The organism is Streptomyces sp. NBC_00414 (assembly GCF_036038375.1).
GTDB lineage: Bacteria > Actinomycetota > Actinomycetes > Streptomycetales > Streptomycetaceae > Streptomyces.
The window spans coordinates 5,330,477-5,347,150 of the sequence record NZ_CP107935.1 but is presented as its reverse complement, the minus strand read 5'-3'; the positions used below and the strand labels follow the sequence as shown (position 1 = coordinate 5,347,150).

15 protein-coding genes are annotated in these 16,674 nt (G+C 71.9%); 4 read left to right on the top strand and 11 right to left on the bottom strand.

Annotation, left to right across the window (positions count from 1 at the left end):
- The first annotated feature begins 62 nt into the window (after window positions 1-62).
- Complete coding sequence (locus tag OHS59_RS23180; protein WP_328495316.1) at window positions 63-1,709, top strand: protein kinase domain-containing protein; 1,647 nt, start codon at window positions 63-65, stop codon at window positions 1,707-1,709.
- A gap of 124 nt (window positions 1,710-1,833) precedes the next feature.
- Here OHS59_RS23180 and OHS59_RS23175 read toward each other — a convergent pair whose 3' ends face one another.
- Together OHS59_RS23175 and OHS59_RS23170 are read right to left on the bottom strand one after the other, a co-directional pair.
- Window positions 1,834-2,376 carry a bacterial proteasome activator family protein gene (locus tag OHS59_RS23175; RefSeq protein ID WP_328495315.1) on the bottom strand — a complete coding sequence of 181 codons (543 nt, stop codon included), beginning with the start codon at window positions 2,374-2,376 and terminating at the stop codon, window positions 1,834-1,836.
- Between the two features lie 86 nt (window positions 2,377-2,462).
- Window positions 2,463-3,050 (bottom strand): PadR family transcriptional regulator, encoded by a 588-nt coding sequence (locus tag OHS59_RS23170; protein ID WP_328495314.1) that lies wholly within the window; start codon window positions 3,048-3,050, stop codon window positions 2,463-2,465.
- A gap of 146 nt (window positions 3,051-3,196) precedes the next feature.
- Here OHS59_RS23170 and OHS59_RS23165 point away from each other — a divergent pair, with 146 nt between their 5' ends.
- The gene (locus tag OHS59_RS23165; protein WP_328495313.1) at window positions 3,197-3,592 is read left to right on the top strand and encodes a hypothetical protein; all 396 of its coding nucleotides are present in this window, start codon (window positions 3,197-3,199) and stop codon (window positions 3,590-3,592) included.
- A 123-nt stretch (window positions 3,593-3,715) separates the two neighbouring features.
- Here OHS59_RS23165 and OHS59_RS23160 read toward each other — a convergent pair whose 3' ends face one another.
- From OHS59_RS23160 to pdhA, 7 genes are all read right to left on the bottom strand, one after another.
- The gene (locus tag OHS59_RS23160) at window positions 3,716-4,696 is read right to left on the bottom strand and encodes an NAD(P)H-quinone oxidoreductase (RefSeq protein ID WP_328495312.1); all 981 of its coding nucleotides are present in this window, start codon (window positions 4,694-4,696) and stop codon (window positions 3,716-3,718) included.
- A 59-nt stretch (window positions 4,697-4,755) separates the two neighbouring features.
- Window positions 4,756-5,862: a potassium channel family protein gene (locus OHS59_RS23155; protein WP_328495311.1), complete on the bottom strand. Its 1,107-nt coding sequence runs from the start codon at window positions 5,860-5,862 to the stop codon at window positions 4,756-4,758.
- Window positions 5,850-7,220 carry a molybdopterin molybdotransferase MoeA gene (locus tag OHS59_RS23150; RefSeq protein ID WP_328495310.1) on the bottom strand — a complete coding sequence of 457 codons (1,371 nt, stop codon included), beginning with the start codon at window positions 7,218-7,220 and terminating at the stop codon, window positions 5,850-5,852. Before OHS59_RS23150 ends, OHS59_RS23155 begins: the two co-directional genes overlap by 13 nt.
- Complete coding sequence (locus OHS59_RS23145) at window positions 7,217-8,179, bottom strand: NTP transferase domain-containing protein (protein ID WP_328495309.1); 963 nt, start codon at window positions 8,177-8,179, stop codon at window positions 7,217-7,219. Before OHS59_RS23145 ends, OHS59_RS23150 begins: the two co-directional genes overlap by 4 nt.
- A 90-nt stretch (window positions 8,180-8,269) precedes the next feature.
- The gene (locus tag OHS59_RS23140; RefSeq protein WP_328499321.1) at window positions 8,270-9,772 is read right to left on the bottom strand and encodes a dihydrolipoamide acetyltransferase family protein; all 1,503 of its coding nucleotides are present in this window, start codon (window positions 9,770-9,772) and stop codon (window positions 8,270-8,272) included.
- Complete coding sequence (locus OHS59_RS23135) at window positions 9,772-10,776, bottom strand: alpha-ketoacid dehydrogenase subunit beta (protein ID WP_328495308.1); 1,005 nt, start codon at window positions 10,774-10,776, stop codon at window positions 9,772-9,774. Before OHS59_RS23135 ends, OHS59_RS23140 begins: the two co-directional genes overlap by 1 nt.
- Complete coding sequence (pdhA, locus tag OHS59_RS23130) at window positions 10,773-11,948, bottom strand: pyruvate dehydrogenase (acetyl-transferring) E1 component subunit alpha (RefSeq protein WP_328495307.1); 1,176 nt, start codon at window positions 11,946-11,948, stop codon at window positions 10,773-10,775. Before pdhA ends, OHS59_RS23135 begins: the two co-directional genes overlap by 4 nt.
- A 190-nt stretch (window positions 11,949-12,138) precedes the next feature.
- Between pdhA and OHS59_RS23125 the strand changes: the two genes are divergently transcribed.
- Window positions 12,139-12,624, top strand: coding sequence for an Lrp/AsnC family transcriptional regulator (locus OHS59_RS23125; protein ID WP_328499320.1), 486 nt, complete (start codon window positions 12,139-12,141; stop codon window positions 12,622-12,624).
- An 87-nt stretch (window positions 12,625-12,711) separates the two neighbouring features.
- On the opposite strand, the gene OHS59_RS23120 is transcribed toward OHS59_RS23125, so the two are convergent.
- Window positions 12,712-13,302, bottom strand: a complete 591-nt coding sequence (locus OHS59_RS23120) for a TetR/AcrR family transcriptional regulator (protein WP_328495306.1) — start codon at window positions 13,300-13,302, stop codon at window positions 12,712-12,714.
- Window positions 13,299-14,813, bottom strand: coding sequence for a 3-hydroxyacyl-CoA dehydrogenase (locus OHS59_RS23115; protein WP_328495305.1), 1,515 nt, complete (start codon window positions 14,811-14,813; stop codon window positions 13,299-13,301). The genes OHS59_RS23120 and OHS59_RS23115 overlap by 4 nt, the downstream gene beginning before the upstream one ends.
- 168 nt (window positions 14,814-14,981) lie before the next feature.
- Here OHS59_RS23115 and paaN point away from each other — a divergent pair, with 168 nt between their 5' ends.
- Complete coding sequence (gene paaN, locus OHS59_RS23110; RefSeq protein ID WP_328495304.1) at window positions 14,982-16,673, top strand: phenylacetic acid degradation protein PaaN; 1,692 nt, start codon at window positions 14,982-14,984, stop codon at window positions 16,671-16,673.
- The last annotated feature ends 1 nt before the right edge of the window (window position 16,674 follow it).

The following is a 16,674-nucleotide window of genomic DNA, read 5'->3' as shown; positions in this document are numbered from 1 at the left end:
GGAGCCACACCAAGCAACTTTCGCCCGCGTGACGGCGCACGGCCGATGGGGGACGCAGAAAGATGAGCCAGGACGGCGCACATGGCCGGTACGTGGGGCGATCGGTCGCGGGCGGGCGCTATCAGCTGCGCGACCTGCTCGGCGAGGGCGGTATGGCGTCGGTCCATCTCGCATACGACTCGGTGCTCGACCGACAGGTCGCGATCAAGACACTGCACACCGATCTCGGGCGTGAGCAGGCCTTCCGCGAGCGCTTCCGCCGCGAGGCCCAGTCGGTGGCCAAGCTCACCCACACCAACATCGTCTCGGTCTTCGACACCGGTGAGGACAGCCTGGACGGAGTGACGACCCCGTACATCGTCATGGAGTACGTCGAGGGCCGCCCGCTCGGTTCGGTCCTCGACCAGGACGTGACGGAGCAGGGCGCCATGCCCGTCGACAAGGCTCTGAGTATCACCGCGGATGTGCTGGCGGCTCTGGAGATCAGCCACGAGATGGGTCTGGTCCACCGCGACATCAAGCCGGGCAACGTCATGATGACGAAGCGCGGCGTGGTCAAGGTGATGGACTTCGGCATCGCCCGCGCCATGCAGTCCGGTGTGACCTCCATGACCCAGACCGGCATGGTCGTCGGCACCCCGCAGTACCTCTCCCCCGAGCAGGCCCTCGGCCGCGGTGTCGACGCCCGCTCCGACCTGTACTCGGTCGGCATCATGCTGTTCCAACTGGTCACCGGGCGGCTGCCGTTCGAGGCGGACTCGCCGCTGGCCATCGCGTACGCGCACGTCCAGGAGACGCCCGTCGCGGCCTCCTCGGTCAACCGCTCGCTGCCGCCGGCCGTGGACGCGCTGATCGCCCGTGCGCTGAAGAAGAACCCTAACGAGCGTTTCGTGAACGCCGAGTCCATGCGGGACGAGTGCCTGCGGGTGGCCCGGTCCGTCCAGGCCGTGGCCCCGAGCATCGTGCCGGGCGCGCAGACGTCGAGCGGAGCCGGTGTGGCCTCCGCGGTGTTCCCGCCGGTCGACCAGTCGGCCCAGGCACCGCAGGGCAACGTACAGACGCCGTACCAGCCCAACCCCTACGGCCATCCGACGCCGGCGCCCTCGCACACCCCCGCTCCGTCGTACGGCTACCCGCAGCAGGGCGGCTACCAGACACCGGCCCAGACCGCCGCGTACGCCCCGCAGCAGGGCCTGTCGACCCCGCCGCCGTACACGATGTCCCCGCACTCCGCCCAGCAGTCCTCCGGCGGTGGCCGCAAGAGCAACATGCCGGTGATCGTGGGTTCGATCGTCGTCGCGCTCGTCGCCGTCGGCGGGCTGATCGCCGCTCTGACGATGGGCGGCGGGGACGACGACAAGAAGAAGACGGACGCCGCGAACAGCGCCCGCGCCTCGGCTTCCGAGGAGGTGTCCGGACACAAGGGACCGGACACCACGAAGAAGATCGACACGACCGCGTGCACGGAGCCCGACGAGTCGTACAACGACGCCGACAAAATCAAGGTCCCGAACTTCAAGTTCAAGAACATCGATTCCGTGAAGGCGTGCTTCCAGGCGGCGGGCTGGCAGTACGAGTCCAAGCCCGTGGACGAGAACGCCTACGGCGAGGGCACGGTCATGACCCAGATCCCCGAGGCGGAGTCGGACGTCGACCCCAAGAACATGCCCAAGATCCAGCTCTACGTGTCGACCGGCGATCCCGCCTGATCCCGTCGCCCGATCCCGTCCGTCCGCCGTCCTGAACGGTCGAAGGGGCCCGGCATCTCTGCCGGGCCCCTTTCACATGGATTCGTGACGCCGCTCCGCGCGGTTGTCCGCGCGTCGCGCGGACCTACAGGTACGGACCGCCCGAACGGCCGCCCGCCCGCGGATCCACCAGCTCTTCCTCGCCGCCCGCGCCCGGCGGCAACGCCCTGCGCATCTGCTCCAACTGGGCCCTGGCCGCCATCTGCTGGGCGAACAGGGTGGTCTGGATCCCGTGGAAGAGACCCTCCAGCCAGCCGACCAACTGAGCCTGCGCGATCCGCAGTTCTGAGTCGGAAGGGATACCGTCGTCCGTGAACGGCAGGGAGAGCCGCTCCAGTTCCTCGACGAGATCGGGAGCCAGCCCGTCCTCCAGCTCCTTCACCGAGCTGGCGTGGATCTCCTTGAGCCGTACCCGGCTCGCCTCGTCCAAGGGTGCCGCACGCACCTCCTCAAGCAACTGCTTGATCATGCTCCCGATACGCATGACTTTGGCTGGCTGTTCCACCATCTCCGTCACCGGGACCTCACGGGAGTCCTCGTCTCCACCGCCGCCGAGAGACATCCCGTCCTGGCCTACGACCAGGATCTGAGGGTTCTCCGGCGACCTTTCGTTCCTCGGCATCTCCATGCCGCCATTCTCTCGCACCCGCACATCTCACCACCGTGGTGCCCCCTCCAGAGCGTGATCCACCCTGTACGGAACGGCGCTCCGCGTCAGGCGGGCGGCGTCTGCGGAGGTGACGGCGGAAGCGGCGGCTCCGTGGCGGCCGCCTCCGCGAGCCGCAGCAGCCGGGCCTCGCAGTGGTCGAGCCAGCGGATCTCGGCCTCCGCGCGGAAGATCAGATGCTCCAGGACGAACAGCCGGGCCACCTCGTCACGGTGTGCGGGCGCCTCCGCGAGCGCTCTGGCCCTGAGCCGGGTGTACGTGTGCATGGACTCGGAGAGATACCGGCGCTGTGCCTCGACTGTCGCCCGTATGTCGGCCCCGGGCGCCCCGACCGCCACGGCCAGCTTGATCGCCAGCTCGTCGCGCGGCAGGTTCGAGCGTTCCACGGGACGGATGAACCAGGACCGCAGCTCGCTCCGGCCCGCGTCCGTCAGCGCGTACAGCACGTGTCCCGCCTCGTCCGCGCCCTGCTGTACGACCAGGCCGTCCCGTTCCAGCCGGGCGAGGGTCGTGTAGACCTGGCCGATGTTCAGCGGCCAGGTCGAGCCGGTGCGCGCCTCGAACTCGGTGCGCAGCCGCGATCCGTAACGGGGGCCGCGCTCCAGGAGCGCCAGCAGACCATGGCGTATCGACATACCCGATCTGTACCCCGTACAGATGCGCACGCCACGGCTGTCACTGAGGGTGACCAGGCGTCCGGGTTCCGGATGCCGGTGCGGGCACCCCGTGTGAGGCTGAAGCCGTTGATCTTGGCTTCTCCGTACGGGAGGGGGTCACCGACGTGACTCCATGGCTTCGCACCCTTCGCGTGACCGGCCTGCTGCTGCCCCTGCTGGCAGGCCCCGCGTCCACGTCGTACGCCGCCGCGTACGAACCCGTCCCCGCGGAGTCGCGGGCGGGCAGCCGGGCGGGAGAGGGACGCGAGCGTCCGGGCCGGGAGACGTCTCCGACGGCTCACCCGGACAGCGCAGCGAGCCAGGAGGCTTCCGTCGCGCCCGAAGCCCCCCGCGACACCGCTCCGGCGCCCGCCCGCCCGGTCGACGCGCGGGAGGCGGCCGACCGCCCCGTGCGCACCCCGGAACCCGTCCTCAAGGTCCTGCCCCTGGGCAGCGGCCTGGTCCTCATCGGCCTGGGCCTGGGCCTGGCCTTCCTGGCCCTGCGAGCCCGCCGCCTCTAGGGCTTGCGCCCTCAGGGGCGCGGGAACCGCGCGACAAGCCCCCACCGGCCCGCACCCGGAAGCCCACCGGTCGGCCCCCGGCCCGCCCTCCGGCCTCAGGCCTCAGGCCTCAGGCCTCAGGCCTCAGGCAAGCGTGAGCAGCACCTTCCCGATATGGCTGCTCTCCTCCAGCACCCGATGCGCAGCGGCCGCGTCACTCATCGGCAGCTCCTGGTCGACGATCGGCCGCACATGCCCGCCCGCGATCAACGGCCACACATGCTCCCGTACGGCCGCGACGATCGCCGCCTTCTCACCGGCCGGCCGAGCCCGCAGCGAGGTCGCGGTGACAGCGCCCCGCTTGCTCAGCAGCGCGCCGATGTTCAGCTCGCCCTTGGCGCCGCCCTGCATGCCGATGATCGCGAGACGCCCGTTGGCGGCGAGCGCGGTGACATTGCGGTCGAGATACTTCGCGCCCATGTTGTCGAGGATGACGTCGGCCCCCACCCCGTCGGTGGCGGCCTTGATCTCCTCGACGAAGTCCTGCTCGCGGTAGTTGACGAGCACGTCCGCGCCCAGCTCCGCGCAGAAGTCCAGCTTCGCCTTGCTGCCCGCGGTGACGGCCACCTTCGCGCCGACGGCCTTGGCCAGCTGGATCGCCATGGTGCCGATACCGCTCGATCCACCGTGCACCAGCAGCGTCTCGCCGGGGCGCAGGTGGGAGATCATGAAGACGTTGGACCAGACCGTGCAGGACACCTCGGGCAGCGCGGCGGCCTTGTCGAGGTCGACGCCCTCGGGCACGGGCAGCAGCTGCCCGGCCGGGACGACCACCTTCTCGGCGTACCCGCCGCCCGAGAGCAGCGCGCACACCTCGTCCCCGACCTCCCAGCCCGAGGTACCGGGTCCGAGCGCGGCGACCCGTCCGGAGCATTCGAGCCCCGGGTACGGGGACGCGCCGGGCGGTGGGTCGTAGAAGCCCTGCCGCTGGAGCAGATCGGCGCGGTTCACCGCGCTCGCCACCACCTCGACCAGCACTTCGCCCTCGCCGGGCACCGGGTCCGGGACCTCGTCCCACACCAGCGCCTCGGGCCCACCAGGTTCAGGAATAGTGATCGCTCGCATGCGGGCGAGGCTACTCCCGACGGCCCGCCACGTGGGGATACAGCCCGCCACGTGGGGATTCAGTCCTGCGGCAGCGGCTTCATGTCCGGTGCGACCTGGCTGTGGGGGCTGACCCGCACGATGGTGATCAGGCGGTCCGTCAACTGCACCTTCCCGATGGCCGGGTCGTCGTAGCCGAGCACCCGATGTCCTCGTACGACACTGACCACCAGGTCCTCGATCTCCCGTACGCCCTTGCCGACCTCGGCCTTTATGACGGGTCGCTCGGTCATGTCGAGCCCACTGCCCTGCTGGATGAGGTCCTCCATGACCATGCCCGCGCTGGGGCTGAGCACGGACAGCCCGAGGAGGCGGCCTGCCGCACTCGCGCTGGTGATGACCGCGTCGGCGCCGGACTGCTTCAGCAGCGGTGCGTTCTCCTCCTCGCGCACGGCGGCCACGATCTTCGCCTTGCGGTTGAGCTGCCGGGCGGTCAGCGTGACCAGCACGGCGGTGTCGTCGCGCTGCGTCGCGATGATGATCTGCCGGGCCCGCTGCACCTCGGCCCGCAGCAGCACGTCACTGCGCGTGGCGTCGCCGACCACACCCGCGTACCCGTCGGCCGTCGCCGCCTCGATCACCTTGGAGCTGGGGTCGACGACCACGACCTGCTCCTTCTTCAGCCCCGTCGCGCACACGGTCTGAATCGCCGAGCGGCCTTTCGTGCCGAACCCGATGACAACGGTGTGCTCCCTCAAAGCGGTCCTCCAGCGGTTCAGTCGCCACTCCTCCCGGGTCCGTTCGGTGAGAACTTCGAGAGTGGTGCCGACCAGGATGATCAGGAAGAGCACGCGCAGAGGCGTGATCAGGAAGATATTGGTCAAGCGGGCGCCGTCACTGACCGGGGTGATGTCGCCGTATCCGGTGGTGGAGAGCGTGACGGTCGCGTAGTAGAAGGCATCGAGCAGGTCGACCGACTTGTCGGAGTTGTCGGTGTAACCGTCCCGGTCGAGATAGACGATGAACGCCGTGCCCACCAGCACCAGCAGCGCCATGAGGACGCGTTTGGTGACCTGGAGGATGGGGCGTTCCACCCGTTGGCGGGGCAGTGACACCCGATGGGTGATCAGCCGTTCGTCCGCCTGGCGGGCGATCGCGTCGTGGCCCGGAAGTTTCACGTGAAACACACCTCGATCCCGGCCATGGCCCAGGGCAGGTCGAGGATCTCAAGCTCCTGACCCGGCCGTGCGCCGCCGGGCGGAACGACCGCGAGCGCGTCGGCCACCGCGATCCCCCGCAGCATGGCCGGCCCGTTGTAGTGCAGCGGCACGGCCCGGTCCCCGCGCAGAGCGACGGGAATCAGCCGGGTGTCGTACGGGTGGCCGTGCACGGTGTCCTTGAGGGGCAGCGTGTACGGCTCCGGGGCCGTGCGTCCCGCGAGGGTGCGCAGCAACGGCTCGGCGAGGGTGAGGAGGCCGGAGACCGCCGCGAGCGGATTTCCGGGCAGCCCGACGAGGTACTGGTTCTCCTTGAGCCGGGCCAGGAGCATCGGGTGGCCGGGGCGCACCTCTACGCCGTCCACCAAAAGCTCGGCGCCGAGGCGGCCGAGGATGGGGTGGACGTGGTCCACGGGGCCGGCGGCGGTGCCGCCGGTCGTGACGACGAGGTCGGCGTCGGAGTTCTTGAGTGCCTTGCGCAAGGCTTCGGCGTCGTCGCCCAGCCTGCGCACCGCGATGACCTCCGCACCGAGCGCACGCAGCCAGGGCGGCAGCATCGGCCCGAGCGCGTCCCGGATCAGGCCGTCGTGGGGCAGTCCCTCGGTGAGCAACTCGTCGCCCAGGACCAGGACCTCCGCGCGCGGCCGGGGGAGGGCGGCGACGGTGTCGTAACCGGCGGCGGCGGCGAGGCCGAGAACCGCCGGGGTGACCAGCGTGCCGAGCGGCAGCAGGGGGTCGCCGGAGCGGCACTCCTGGCCGCGGGGGCGGATGTCCTGCCCGTGCACGACGTCCCGGGTCGCGTACAGCCGGTCCTTCTCGTCGGTGCGGCCGTGCTCACTGCGGATCACGGCGGAGGTGTCCAGCGGGATCCGCGCCCCGGTGGCGATCCGGACCGCCTCGCCGTCGGTGAGCCGCTCGGGCCGGTGGTGACCCGCGAGCACACCCTCGGCCCGTACGTCCCACGGGCCGGGGCCGGCGACCGCCCAGCCGTCCATCGCGGACGTGTCGAAGGACGGGAGGTCGGAGAGCGCGGCCAGCGGGGCGGCGAGGACGAGGCCCAGCGCGGCGTCCAGGGTGACGGAGACAGGGGTGTCCGGACGGCGGGGGGCCCGCCCGGCGATGGCGCGGGCCCGCTGCCAGGGCGTGGCGGCGTGCTGCCCGGCGGCGTCGTCCTGCCGGCTCCCGGCTTCCGCGGGCGGGGTGTGCGCCGGACGGGAGGCTCCGGTGGATCCGGAGTGGTCGGGCACCGGGGCACCGCCTTCCTTGACCAGGGCGAGGGCCTCTTCGACGTCGAAGTCGACCTCCTCGTACTGCCCCGAGGCGGTCATCCGGCGTCCGGGCGGGCGGCACCGGCCGGGCCCGGCGGGGTCGCCGTGGCGTCGGCGTCGGACGCCGCCTCCGCGGCCCAGCGCAGCGCCAGAGCCGTCGCCTTGCGGGAGGCTTCGGCGACCGCTTCGGGGCCTCCCTCGGCCCGGCCCGCCGCGTAACCGACGAGGAACGTCGTCAGCGGTGCCGCCGGTCGGGCCACGCCGTGGGCGGCGTCGCGGGCGAGGTCGAGCAGGATGCCGGTGTCGACGTCCAGGTCGAGGCCCAGTTCGTCCTTGACTGCGGTAATCCATTCATCCAACACGTGCCCATGCTCCCTGATACGTGCCCGGGCGGCGGCGATGTCGTCCCAGGTGTCGCAGTCGAAGGACGCGACGGAGTCGGTGATACGGGTCAGTTCGAGCGCGCCGGTGAGCCGCCGCAGCGGCAGACCGGTCAGTTCGCCGTGTTCGGCGCGCAGGGCGGCCAGTTCGCGGCGCAGCGCGGAACGGCGGTACGCGGCCACGAGGGGCTGGTCCCGGCCGCCGGGGTCGGTGAGCAACACGCCGTCGCCGCCGCTCTCGTGAAGGGCGGTCAGCAGCCTTCGCACCGTCTCCCGGTCCAGGAACGGCAGGTCGGCGGAGAGTACGACGAGGTACTCGGCGGTGGTGTGCCGCAGGCCGGCGTCCAGCGCGGCGAGCGGGCCCCCGCCGGGCGGGTCCTCGCGCGCCCACTCCACAGGGCGCGCGGTGGGCCGGGGTTCCGCGACGACCACGGTGACGGCCGCGCCGGAGCAGGCGGCCAGCACCCGGTCGAGCAGAGCGCGGCCCCCCACGCGGACGCCCGGTTTGTCCGCGCCGCCGAGGCGGCGGGCGGCGCCCCCGGCGAGTACGACGGCGTCATGGCCGTCCGTACCGAGGGCGTCGGAGGAACCGGACGCGTCGGGGGAACCGGGTGCGCTGGGTGGCTCGAACTCGGTCACCCCACGAGTATGGATGTCCGGTGGATCATTTCCACCCCCGCGCACAGCATGTGGACGGGGGTGGCGACGGGACCGTACGGGCCCGGGGCGTCACAAGGTCCGCAGCAGCACCGCCGGTTGTTCCACACAGTCCGCCACATACCGCAGGAAACCACCCGCCGTTCCACCGTCGCACACCCGGTGGTCGAAGGTGAGCGAGAGCTGGACGACCTTCCGCACCGCCAGCTCGCCCTCGTGCACCCAGGGCTTGGGGACGATCCGGCCGACGCCGAGCATGGCCGCCTCGGGGTGGTTGATGATCGGCGTCGAGCCGTCGACGCCGAACACCCCGTAGTTGTTCAGCGTGAAGGTCCCGCCGGTGAGGTCCGCCGGGGTGAGCGTCCCGGTCCGGGCCGCCTCGGTGAGCCGGGCGAACTCCGCGCTCAGCGACTCCGCGTCCCGGGTGTGCGCGCCCTTCACCACCGGCACGACGAGTCCGCGCTCGGTCTGCGCGGCGAACCCGAGGTGCACCTCGTCGAGCCGGACGACCTCGCGGGCGTCCATGTCGACCGTCGAGTTCAGCTCGGGGAACCGGGCGAGAGCGGCGGTGCAGATACGGGCGAGCAGCGCGATGAGGGAGATCTTCGGCCCGCCGGCCTCGTTCATCGCCGTGCGCGCGTGCGTCAGTTCCGTCGCGTCGGCGTCCACCCAGCAGGTCGCGTCGGGGATCTCGCGCCGGCTCCGGGAGAGCTTGTCGGCGACGGCACCCCGGATGCCCTTGAGGGGGATACGGGTGCCCTTGAGGGCGGCAGCGGTGCCGGACGCACGCGCGGGTGCCGCGGTGGTGGCCGGAGTGGACGCCGGCGCCGCCGGGCTCTGCTGCGGTCGTGCGACGGCCGGGGCGGACGCACCGGCCCGCACGGCGTGTTCCACGTCCGCGCGCGTGATCAGGCCCTCGGGTCCCGAGCCCGCCAGCTCCCGCAGATCGACCCCGTTCTCCCGGGCCAGCCTGCGCACGAGCGGAGAGATCACCGCCACGGGGCCGTCGCCCCGGGGGCCGCCGTCGCTACCCGCCCCGGCGCCGAGCGAGTGGGTGGGCGAGGCGGCGGGCGCCGACACGCCGGGCCGGTCCGCGCCGGAGGGCGAGCCCGGAGCCCGGTGGCCCCGAGCCGCGCCGGGTGCGGGCGGCCGGACCCGGCGGCGCCGGGCCGGAGGCGCCTGGGTGCCGTACCCCACGAGCACGTTCCCGGAGCTCTCGTCCCCGCCACCGGCTCCCCGCGGGCCGGATACCGACGCGTCGAATCCCGCCGCGTCCCCGCCCGGTGCGCCGAGGTCCGCCGCGCCGAGTCCCGGCGTGCCGGAAGCCGCCGCCCCCACCGCGACCGTCAGCAGCGGGGAACCCACGGGCAGTTCGGTGCCCTCGTCGCCGTAGCGGGCCGTGACCACACCGCCGTACGGGCAGGGGACCTCGACCATCGCCTTGGCCGTCTCGACCTCCACGACGGGCTGGTCGACGGCGACGACGTCTCCGACCTGGACGAGCCAGCGGACGATCTCGGCCTCGGTGAGCCCCTCACCGAGGTCGGGCAGCTTGAACTCGAAGACCTGGGCCATCAGCTCTGTGCCTCCCACTGCAGCCGCGCCACCGCGTCCAGGATCCGGTCGACGCCGGGCAGATGGTGCCGCTCCAGCATCGGCGGCGGATACGGGATGTCGAACCCGGCCACCCGCAGCACCGGCGCCTCCAGATGGTGGAAGCACCGCTCGGTGACCCGCGCGGCGATCTCCCCGCCGGGCCCGCCGTAGCCGCTCGACTCGTGCACTACGACGGCCCGGCCCGTGCGGCGCACGGACGCGGAGACCGTCTCGTCGTCGAAGGGCACCAGCGAGCGCAGATCGACGACCTCCAGGTCCCAGCCCTCGGCCCGCGCCGCGTCCGCGGCCTCCAGGCAGACGGGCACGGACGGCCCGTACGTGATGAGCGTGGCGCTGCGGCCCTGACGGCGGACCACCGCGCGGCCGATCGGCTCCACGGACCGCGGCTCGTCGGGGTTCCAGGAGTCCTTCGACCAGTACAGGCGCTTGGGCTCCAGGAAGACGACCGGGTCGTCGGAGGCGATGGCCTCGCGCAGCAGGCCGTACGCGTCCGCGACCGTCGCCGGTGTCACGACATGCAGCCCCGGAGTCGCCATGTAGTACGCCTCGGAGGAGTCGCTGTGGTGCTCCACCCCGCCGATGCCGCCGCCGTAGGGCACGCGCACGGTGAGGGGCAGCGGCATCGCCCCGCGCGTGCGGTTGCGCATCTTCGCCACGTGCGAGATCAGCTGCTCGAAGGCCGGGTACGCGAAGGCGTCGAACTGCATCTCCACGACCGGCCTGAGCCCGTACATGGCCATGCCGACCGCCGTGCCGAGGATGCCCGCCTCGGCCAGCGGGGTGTCCGTGACCCGGTCCTCGCCGAACTCCTTCGCGAGCCCGTCGGTGACGCGGAAGACGCCGCCGAGGGCGCCGACGTCCTCGCCCATGACATGGACGGCGGGGTCGTCGGCCATGGCGTCGCGCAGGGCCCGTCCGAGGGCCTGCGCCATGGTGGCCGGTTTCACCGCGACGGTGGTCATCGCGTGTTTCCTTCCGGGTCGTGCTCGTCGTTCTCGTCGTACTCGTGGTGGCGCGCCTCGGCGTCCAGCTCGGCCCGCAGCTGCGCCTCCTGCTCCAGGAGATGCGTGGTCGGCCGGGCGTAGACGTGCGCGAACAGGTCCATCGGGTCGAGCACCGGGTCCTGGTTCATGCGCTCGCGCAGGTCAGCGGCCATCACGTCGGCGTCCTCGCGCACGGCGCGTATGCCGTCCTCGTCGAGCAGTCCGCGCTCGGTGAGCTCCCGCTCCAGGAGAGCGATGGGGTCGTGCGCCCGCCAGGCCTCGACCTCCGCGTCGTCGCGGTAACGCTTGTCGTCGTCGGCGTTCGTGTGGGCCTCCATGCGGTACGTCACCGCCTCCACGAGCGTCGGGCCGAGACCGGCGCGCGCGTGGGCGATCGCCTCGCCGAGGACCTCGTGCACGGCGGCGGCGTCGTTCCCGTCGACCAGCCGGCCCGGCATCCCGTACCCGACGGCCTTGTGGGCCAGCGAGGGTGCGGCGGTCTGCTTGGCGAGCGGGACGGAGATGGCGAAGCCGTTGTTCTGGACCAGGAAGACCACCGGGGCCTGCCAGACGGCGGCGAAGTTCAGCGCCTCGTGGAAGTCGCCCTCGCTGGTGCCGCCGTCGCCGACGAGCGCGAGCGCGACCACGTCGTCACCCTTGAGGCGGGCGGCGTGCGCGAGACCCACGGCGTGCGGCAGCTGGGTCGCCAGCGGCGTGCACAGGGGCGCGATGCGGTGCTCGTAGGGGTCGTAGCCGGTGTGCCGGTCGCCGCGCAGCAGCGTCAGCGCCTCGACGGGGTCGAGGCCCCTGGCGACCGCCGCGAGGGTGTCCCGGTAGCTCGGGAAGAGCCAGTCGCGCTCTTCGAGGACGAGCGCGGCGGCGACCTCGCAGGCCTCCTGGCCGGTGGAGGAGGGGTAGACCGCGAGGCGGCCCTGCTTGGTGAGGGCGGTGGCCTGCGCGTTGTACCGGCGGCCCCGGACCAGCTCCGCGTACAGACGGCGCAGCAGCTCCGGGTCGACCCGTTCGGCCGCCCGGGTGCCGAGGACGCGGTGGGGCAGCGCGTCGGGCAGCAGCGGCGCGGGGTCGGTACGGGGCTGCCAAGCGGGCGGCGGCGTCGGCCGGTATGCGCCTCGCTGCTCCATGACCGTCATGTCGGCACCTCCTCGTGGGAGTCGCTTCGAGAGGCCCGCCGAGAGTGACGCGCCTCACCTACCGATTGTTCGGTCGTCGGCACATTTTGGCTACAGGCACCTTCAGGCTGTGGACAAACGGTTCTCCACAGCCTGAGATGGGTGCAGTACGTCCATGGTAGGGAGGCGGGGGGACATGGCACCTGAACAAATGGCCGAGGGGCCGGACCCCGGCTCGGCCCTGCCGCCGCCGCGTCCGCTCGACTCCATCGATCAGGACATTCTCCAGATGCTCCAGGCGGACGGCCGCGCCTCGATACGGTCCGTCGCCGAACGGGTGCACGTGTCCCGCGCCAACGCCTACGCGCGTATCAACCGCCTCGTCGAGGACGGCGTGATCCGCGGCTTCGGTGCCCGGGTCGACCACGAGCGCGCGGGACACGGCACCTCGGCGTACATCACGCTCAAGATCGTGCAGAACACCTGGCGCACGGTGCGCGGGCAGCTGAGGATGCTCCCCGGGGCGTCCCACATCGCGCTGGTGGGCGGAGATTTCGACGTCCTGCTCCTGGTGCACACACCGGACAACAGGGCGCTGCGCGAACTGGTCCTCACCCGGCTCCAGGCCATCCCCGAGGTGCTCAGCACCCGCACGCTGCTGGTCTTCGAGGAGGAGGACCTGGAACCGCAGGGATGAACGGGGGGCGCGCCGCTCGCCCGGCCCGCCCCCTGAGCCTGGTTCGGTCTTCTTCCCCGTCCGTCGCGGCCTGCTCGTCCGTGGCGCTCAGCCCGCTTGTCTGAGGCCTCCGAAGACCATCTGCACCACCGCGTCGGCGACCTCGCGCTCCCCCATGCCCCGCCCGTCCGGCCGGTACCACTCGACTATCGAGTTGATCATCCCGAAGACCAGCCGGGTCGCGAGCCGGACCTCCAGGTCGGGCCGTACGTCCCCGTCGGCGGCCGCCGCCTTCAGGAGCGCGGCCACCTCGTGGTCGAAGTCCCGGCGCCGCTCCAGGGCCCAGCGCTCGGTGTCGGTGTTGCCGCGCACCCGCAGCAGCAGCGTCACGTACGGCAGTTCGGCGGTGAGGACCTCGACCATGCGCCGGGTGACGTACTCCAGGCGCTCCACGGCACGCCCCTCGCGCGCGTGCTCCTCGTCGAGGATCCCGAAGAGGCCGTCGAGCGCCCGGCTGACGGCCCTGCGCAGCAGCTCCTCCTTGCCCGTGACGTGGTGGTAGATCGACGACTTGGAGATGCCGGCCGCCTTGGAGAGGTGCTCCATGGAAGTGCCGTCGTAGCCACGCTCGTTGAAGACCCGCACGGCCACGGAGAGCAGGGTCTCCGGCGTGTAGGTGTCGCGCTTGGCGGTGGTCATGGGGTGCCCTCCCGCTTCTCGGAGGCGTACGCGTGGCGGTAGAGCGCGAGGGACGGCGCGTAACGCCCCGACGGGTCACGCATGTGCAGGTCGTCCAGGACGTCGTAGGCCCAGCTCCGGCCGAGCCTGCGGCTCCATTCGAACGGGCCCAGGGGGTAGTTGACGCCCTGGCGCATCGCCGTGTCGATGTCCTCCTCGGTGGCCACGCCCTTGGCGACGGCGTCGTGCGCCAGGTCGACGATGCGGGCCACCGTGCGGGCGACGATCAGGCCGGGCACGTCCCCGATGACGCTGACGTCCTTGCCGAGCGCCTGGAAGAGGCCGGTGGCCTCGGCGAGGGTCTGCGTCTGGGTGTCCTGCGAGTGGGACAGGGCGATCCGGGTCGCCCTGCGGTAGTCGAGCGCCAGGTCGAAGTAGACGACGTCACGGAACTCGACGGCGGTCTGGCCGTCCGCGAGGGCCAGTTGGCCGCCGCCCGGCAGCACCAGGCGCGTGCCGTGGTCCTCCTCGTCCTCACGGACCTGGATGCCCGCCTCGCGGATCAGCGCGAGCAGTTCGGCGGCGGGGCCCAGATCGCCCTCGGCGACGACGTACGCGGGCGGCTGGACCTTCTCCGCGGTGTGCGGCTCGGGCCGCTCGCCCTCGTCCCCGTAGTCGTACCAGCCGTGCCCCGACTTGCGGCCGTGCCGGCCCGACTCGACGAGCCGGCGCTGGGCCAGCGAGGGAGCGAACCGCACGTCCTGGAAGAAGCCCTCCCACACGGAGCGGGTGACGGACTCGTTGACGTCCTGGCCGATGAGGTCGGTCAGTTCGAAGGCTCCCATCCGGAAGCCGCCCGACTCGCGCAGCACCGCGTCGATCGTCGCGGGGTCGGCGGCCTGGGCCTCGTAGACCGCGAAGGCCTCGGCGTAGAAGGGCCGCGCGATGCGGTTGACGATGAAACCCGGGGTGTCCGCGCAGGCGACCGGGGTCTTCCCCCAGGCGCGGGCCAGTTCGTACGCGCGCGTGGCCGACGTGACGTCGGTCGCGAACCCGGAGACGACCTCCACGAGGGGCAGCAGCGGTGCGGGGTTGAAGAAGTGCAGCCCGACGAAACGGCCGGGGTTGCGCAGGGCGCCGCCGATCGCGGTCACCGACAGGGAGGAGGTGTTGGTGGCGAGCAGGCAGTCGTCCGGGACGATGTCCTCCAGCTCGCGGAACAGCTGCTGTTTGACGTCCAGCCGCTCCAGGACGGCTTCGAGGACGAGGCCCGAGTCGGCGAGGTCGGCGAGGCTCTCGGCGGGGCGCAGCCGGGCCCGGGCGGCGTCGCGCTCGGCGCCGGTCAGCCGGTCCTTCTCGACGAGCCGGTCGAGGCGGGCGACGATCGCTTCGGTCGCCGCCCGGGCCCGGCCGGGGGCGGAGTCGTACAGCCGCACGGGGTGGCCCGCGACGAGGGCGACCTGGGCGATGCCCTGGCCCATGGTGCCGGTGCCGACGACGGCCACGGGGCCGGCGAGGTCGAGTGCTGTCATGCTCGCGATCCTCCCGCACGGGGTTTTCCACAGGTTCAGCGGACCCCCTTGTCCCGACCGATCGTTCGGTTACTCTAACTCTGTCCGGCTGTTTCTGCCCAGGTCATGAGCTGGACTGCCAGGTCCTGAGCTCGACGAAGAGTTCATGAAACGAGGAGATGGTTCCGCATGGCCGCCGCACTGACCGCGCACGAGCTCATCGCCAAGCACCGGCCGACGCTCGACCAGGCGCTGGAGGCGATGCGCACGCGCGCGTACTGGTCGCCGCACCCCGAACACCCCAAGGCGTACGGGGAGAACGGCAGCCTGGGGACGGCCGAGGGCAAGGCCGCCTTCGACGCCGTGCTGAACGGCCGCCTCGACCTGGACCAGCCCGGCACCGACGACTGGGTGGGCGGCGAGGTCTCGCCGTACGGGATCGAGTTGGGCGTCACGTACCCGCACGCGGACATCGACACGCTGCTGCCCGCCATGCGCGCCGGACAGCGCGCGTGGCGCGACGCGGGCGCGGAGACGCGCGCGGTGGTGTGTCTGGAGATCCTCAAGCGGATCAGCGACCGCACGCACGAGTTCGCGCTCGCGGTCATGCACACCAGCGGCCAGGCCTTCATGATGGCGTTCCAGGCGGGCGGCCCGCACGCGCAGGACCGCGGCATGGAGGCGGTGGCGTACGCGTACGTGGAGCAGGTCCGCACCCCCGACACGGCGGAGTGGACGAAGCCCCAGGGCAAGCGCGACCCGCTCGCGCTGACCAAGCAGTTCACCCCGGTGCCGCGCGGCATCGCGCTGCTGATCGGCTGCAACACCTTCCCGACGTGGAACGGCTATCCGGGCCTGTTCGCCTCCCTCGCCACGGGCAACGCCGTGCTGGTGAAGCCCCACCCGCGCGCGGTGCTGCCGCTGGCGCTCACCGTCCAGGTGGCCCGCGAGGTGCTCGCCGAGGCGGGCTTCGACCCGAACCTGGTGGCGCTGGCCGCCGAGCGGCCGGGCGAGGGCATCGCCAAGACCCTGGCCACCCGTCCCGAGATCCGGATCATCGACTACACCGGCTCGACGGCGTTCGGAGACTGGCTGGAGGCCAACGCCCGCCAGGCGCAGGTCTACACGGAGAAGGCCGGCGTCAACACGGTGATCGTGGAGTCGACCGACGACTACAAGGGAATGCTGTCGAACCTCGCCTTCTCCTTGTCCCTCTACAGCGGCCAGATGTGCACGACCCCGCAGAACCTCCTCGTCCCGCGCGCCGGCATCCGTACGGAGGAGGGCCCCAAGTCGTACGACGAGGTGGTCGCCGACCTCGCGAGGGCGGTCGACGGACTCCTCGGGGACGACGCCCGGGCGAACGCCCTGCTGGGCGCGATCGTGAACCCGGACGTGAAGGCCCGAGTGGAGGCGGCGGCGGGCCTCGGCGAAGTCGCCCTCGCCTCACGCGAGATCACGAACCCCGAATTCCCCGACGCGGTGGTCCGCACCCCGGTGATCGTGAAGCTCGACGGCGGCAAGCCCGACGACCAGGCCGCCTACATGAGCGAGTGCTTCGGCCCGGTCTCGTTCGCCGTCGCGGTCGACTCGGCGGCCGACGCGGTGGAGCTGCTGCGGCGCACCGTCCGCGACAAGGGCGCGATGACCGTCGGCGCGTACACGACCTCGGACGAGGTCGAGGAGGCCGTGCGGGAGGCCTGCCTGGACGAGGCGGCCCAGCTCTCCCTGAACCTGACCGGCGGGGTGTACGTCAACCAGACGGCCGCCTTCTCGGACTTCCACGGCTCGGGCGGCAACCCGGCGGCCAACGCGGCCCTGTGCGACGGAGCATTCGTGTCCAACCGCTTCCGAGTGGTGGAGATCCGCAAGGAGGCATAGC